A 4,947-nucleotide genomic window follows, 5' to 3' on the forward strand; every position below is an offset into this window, starting at 1 on the left:
TGGTATCAGAGTTATCAGATTTTTAGGGCTAATTGTGCATCTGCTGGGCAACCAAATTAGCCTGTAATTCAGAGCCGGCAATCGTTTTGACGATTTAGATAAAATTTTCAATGTGACACTTTAGGGTGCGGAATGTGGGTACCATCTAAGGAAGTTTGTCCAATGGCAGTTAGAACAGGTTTCTCGCCTGTTCTAACCTCTGACTGACTTAAGCCGGTCTTCCCTCCACCACCTTATCGATTAAACCGTAGGCGACAGCTTCCTCGGCGGAGAGGAAATAATCGCGGTCCGTGTCTTTTTCGATGCGTTCGATGGTTTGTCCAGTGCGATTAGCCATAATTTCGTTTAATTGCTGGCGAATACGCAGGATTTCCTTAGCTTCAATGTCGATATCCGTCGCTTGCCGGCGCCCGGTTCCGCCCATGGGTTGGTGAATCATAATCCGCGCATGGGGAAGGGCGAGACGCTTACCCGGACTACCGGAAGCCAGTAAAAATGCCCCCATAGAGGCCGCTAATCCCACACAAATAGTCACCACTTCCGCTTTGATGTACTGCATGGTGTCGTAGATGGCCATACCGGCGGTAACGGAACCCCCCGGCGAGTTGATATAGAGATAGATGGGTTTAGTGGGGTCTTCCGAGTCGAGATAAAGCATTTGGGCCACAAGGGCATTGGCTAACCCGTCGGTGACTTCCTGCCCCAGAAAAAGAATGCGTTCCACCGAAAGACGGCTGTAAATGCTAATCCACTGTTCGTATTGGCTACCAGGCAGACGGTAGGGAACTTTTGGCACACCGATAGGCATAATTGGTAACAACTCCTGCTAATTTGTAATAAATCTTAACTAACTTGGGCGAGGGGTTTCGGTAGTTCCTTGCGACTTTCGAGAACGCGATCGATTAATCCGTAGTCTTTCGCCTGTTGTGGGGTGAGATAGAAGGTGCGATCCATATCTTTCGCCAGTTTTTCGGTGGTTTGACCCGTATTTTTCGAGAAAATTTCCAACATCGTCTGTTTGTTGGCGATTACTTCTTTGGCGCGAATCTGGATATCGGTGGCTTGTCCTTGCGCCCCAGTGCGGTTTTGGTTGAGAACGATGGTAGCGTGGGGTAAGGAGGCGCGAAAACCCTTGGTTCCTGCGGAAAGAATCATCGCGGCAGTTCCCATGGCCTGTCCGATACAGATAGTATGAACGGGAGGTTTAATGTAGTTGAGGGTGTCACAGATGGCGAAAGCTTCGGTTTCGTAGCCGATCGCGTCCCCCGTGTACCAGGATGTGCCGGTAGAGTTGATATAGAAGAAAATCGGTTTTTCGGGATCGTCAAATTGCAGGTAGAGCAGTTGGGCGATAATTAATTCCGTCACGTCCACCCCGACATTGCGCTTGACATCATCGGAGGAAAATAAGGGCAACCCCAGATAGACAATTCTCTCTTTGAGCAGGAGAGATTCTAAGTCCGGTGGTGGTGTCCGATAGGCTGCATCCCCATAATAGGCAGTTTGTACCGCTTTAATCACTGAGTTCATCGAGTTTTTCCGTCATACACAGTATCCTGCTTTTGATTTTAACGTAATCGGGTTGACCGATTGCGTGGGGGTATTTTTAGCTAGGTTCGTCCCCAAGAATCTCTCATCGACTGCTAGAAAATTGACATCTCCCCGTTCTCAAGAGATGGGAATTCTCATCGGTGATCCTAAATCTGGTTATTAAAAACTGATTATTTATTCCCCCTTTTGCCTATTCCCTGTTGCACGAGTGCCTGTCCTTATAAGTAGCCTATAATCAACGGATTTGGTATGACTAGAAGCGGGTTGAAACCGGGCTTCTACTCGATTACGATATATTTTAGAAAGCCTGTCTAACTTATATTGTTGAGGCATCGTCAAAGATACTCTATCCACCTTATCTAGAGAAACCGCCGGAACGGGCAACACCAGAACAAATGTCAAATCCTGTCATCAGCTGCCCGCGCATTTAAATTGCTTGTTCAGATGAGGCACTCTTGCACTCTTGCAACAGTAAAAGGATTGAGGGAGATGTAGCTCATCTAAGGATAGGCGGTTAAGATGCGTCTTAGCTTACCCAACTTCACGGCGGGTTAATGGTAAGTGTTCAAAGTTAATCGGTCTGATTTTCCCCTGAGTAAGGAAGATTTATCGAAACTAAGTAGCTGGTTATAATTAAATTAAAAATGGATTTTAAGTTCGATCCCCCCTTAATCCCCCCTTGATAAGGGGGGTGCCGATCCCCCCTTAGTCCCCCCTTTAATCCCCCCTTGATAAGGGGGGTGTCTGATAATTTTTAACGCCTACCTACTTATCACAAACAATGCTAACCCATGAATCATATTTTTTCTGCTATTGATTTTCAGGCAATTAAAAATAACCCTAACTTTAAGGAAGACAGCGTTAGAGAAGTGATTATTTTACCTCTTTTAACAAGTTTGGGCTACCAAGAGGATAATATCGAAAGAAGTAAAACCCTACGGCATCCCTTTTTAAAGGTTGGCAGTAAAAAACGTCCGATAAATTTAATTCCTGACTATGTTCTCAAAGTTAATCAAAGTTATGCTTGGGTATTAGAGGCTAAAAAACCAACGGAAAATATCTACGAAGGTGATTCAGTAGAACAGGTCTATAGTTATGCGAGTCATCCTGAAATCAGAAGTAATTATTTTGCTCTTTGTAATGGCCTAGAATTTAGTTTATTTAAGACCCTCGATACCAGTACACCTATCTTATATTTTTCTCTTGATGCAATTACCTATAGTTGGCAAGAGTTGACCCAGTATTTAGCCCCAGATAGATTTCAAGTGGGGAAAAGTTTTAGTTATCAAAGCCATTCCCCAATCAGTCGCAAAACTTTTGACTACTCAAGTCGTCCCTTATTAAACCCAATTGAAGTCAAAAAAAGAGCAGCTAAAAGACATTTTGGTGTGCATGGATATTTTACTAAACAAGCATGGAATGTGGTGGCAGAATATATTAAAAACTTTAGTCAACCGGGAGATGTCATTCTTGATCCTTTTGGCGGTAGTGGAGTGACGGCAATTGAAGCTTTAATGAATAACCGCAAAGCGATTAGTATTGATATTAACCCTCTGGCTATTTTTCTTGTTAATTCTTTAATTAGTCCCGTTGATTTTGATGATTTAAGTCAGGCTTTTGAACGAGTTAAATTAGCCTACCAAGAGCGAGAACCGCAAACCAAAGAAGCAATAACAAAGGCACTCAATACCTATCCCTATCCCGAAGGATTGAAACTGCCTAAAGGTTCTGATGTGGCTACTGTTGAACAGTTATTTAGTAACAAACAATTAGCTCGACTAAGTTTATTAAAACATTTGATTAAACAAGAACTAAACGAGAATATTAGGGAGTCTTTATTGTTAATGTTTTCTGGCTTATTAACTAAAGCTAATTTAACTTATCATAACAATAATCAAAGACCTGCATCTGGACAAGGAAATGCTTCAGTTTTTCAATATTACCGTTATCGCATAGCACCTCAACCTGTAGAAATTGATATTTTCACTTACTTTGAATTGAGATTTAAAAAGATAGTTGCTGCTAAAAAGGAGATGACGTATTTTATTAATAAAAACACCATCAACTATGCCAAAATTGTTAAAGGAACAGCGACAGACTTAAGTTTTATTGAAAATGAAAGCGTTGATTATATTTATACCGATCCTCCCTACGGAAAGAAAATTCCCTACTTAGATTTATCAATAATGTGGAATGCTTGGTTAGATTTAGAAGTGACGGAAAAGGACTATCAATTAGAAGCTATTGAAGGGGGAACAATCCAAAAAAGTAAACAGGAATATAATCAATTAATTGCCCAAAGTATTCGAGAAATGTATCGAGTTTTGAAATTTGAGCGATGGTTATCCTTTGTCTTTGCTCACAAAGATCCTGAGTTTTGGCATTTAATTTTAGATACCGCAGAAAGTTGCGGATTTGAATATGTGGGAGCAGTGCCACAAAAAAATGGCCAAACTAGCTTTAAAAAGCGGCAAAATCCCTTTACAGTTTTATCAGGACAGTTAATTATTAATTTTCGGAAAGTTCCTACTCCCAAAGCGGTAATGAAAGCTAACTTAGGCATGGATATAACCGAGATTGTCATGCAAACTGTTGAAGGAATTATTGCTAAAAATGATGGGGCAACCCTAGAACAAATTAACGATGAATTGATTATTAAAGGTTTGGAATTAGGGTTTTTAGATTTACTAGCCAAGGAGTATTCAGACTTGACTCCAATTTTGTTAGATAATTTTGATTATGAGGAAAAAACTGAATTATATACCATCAAAAAAGACAGTAAGTTTAAGTCAAAAATCGATGTTAAATTGAGAATTAAATACTATTTGATTAGCTATTTGAGAAGGATGGAAAGAGATAATAAAAGCTCTAGTTTTGATGATATTGTTTTTAATATATTACCTCTGTTAAAAAATGGCACAACTCCCGAAAATCAGACGATTCTAAGCGTCCTCGAAGATATTGCCCAGAGAGTTGGTGATGATAACTGGCGCTTAAAACAAGAAGGACAATTGAGTTTATTTTAAATCCAGTGGCAGCACACTTTGTTCTTTTTGTCAAAAAAACTTTCTCTTTGCAACAAAACTACACAATTAATTGATCAACGGGTTGGCTTAAAAAAGGCTCTTTAACTGCCAGTTGTTGCTGTTGCTGAATAGGTGAGTGTAGATTTAGCAAGGGTTTTCAGGCTCACCAGACAGCTAAAAACCCAAAAAAGCACAGAACATCCCATCATTTCATACTGCGAAATTATACCTGAACTTCCCCCGTATAAATATACTAGCTATGGCTCAAAGTCTTACAGAGCCTGAGTTAAAGCAATGTAATACTAATAAACTACTGGGTACAAACTCCTGAAATCCTTACGCAGACAGGGTTTGAGGCAAAATTTTTCAA

Annotated in this window: 3 protein-coding genes; 1 reads left to right on the top strand and 2 read right to left on the bottom strand. The window is 40.5% G+C overall.

Translation table 11 applies throughout. The annotated features are described in order from the left end of the window. Positions 1-208 precede the first annotated feature (208 nt). Positions 209-808, bottom strand: a complete 600-nt coding sequence (locus tag PX482_RS08630) for an ATP-dependent Clp protease proteolytic subunit (protein WP_002734165.1) — start codon at positions 806-808, stop codon at positions 209-211. A gap of 35 nt (positions 809-843) precedes the next feature. Continuing rightward, complete coding sequence (locus PX482_RS08635; RefSeq protein ID WP_002746650.1) at positions 844-1,530, bottom strand: ATP-dependent Clp protease proteolytic subunit; 687 nt, start codon at positions 1,528-1,530, stop codon at positions 844-846. A gap of 812 nt (positions 1,531-2,342) precedes the next feature. Between PX482_RS08635 and PX482_RS08640 the strand changes: the two genes are divergently transcribed. Next, positions 2,343-4,577: a DNA methyltransferase gene (locus PX482_RS08640; RefSeq protein ID WP_288094048.1), complete on the top strand. Its 2,235-nt coding sequence runs from the start codon at positions 2,343-2,345 to the stop codon at positions 4,575-4,577. Positions 4,578-4,947 lie beyond the last annotated feature (370 nt).

The sequence above is a fragment of the Microcystis sp. M53602_WE12 genome, assembly GCF_030065455.1.
GTDB classification, from domain to species: Bacteria; Cyanobacteriota; Cyanobacteriia; order Cyanobacteriales; family Microcystaceae; genus Microcystis; species Microcystis aeruginosa.

What these genes read in the sequence shown, in the direction of transcription:
- PX482_RS08630 (WP_002734165.1), bottom strand. Translation starts at nt 808, where the DNA reads ATGCCTATCGGTGTGCCAAAAGTTCCCTACCGTCTGCCTGGTAGCCAA.
- PX482_RS08635 (WP_002746650.1), bottom strand. Translation starts at nt 1,530, where the DNA reads ATGAACTCAGTGATTAAAGCGGTACAAACTGCCTATTATGGGGATGCA.
- PX482_RS08640 (WP_288094048.1), top strand. Translation starts at nt 2,343, where the DNA reads ATGAATCATATTTTTTCTGCTATTGATTTTCAGGCAATTAAAAATAAC.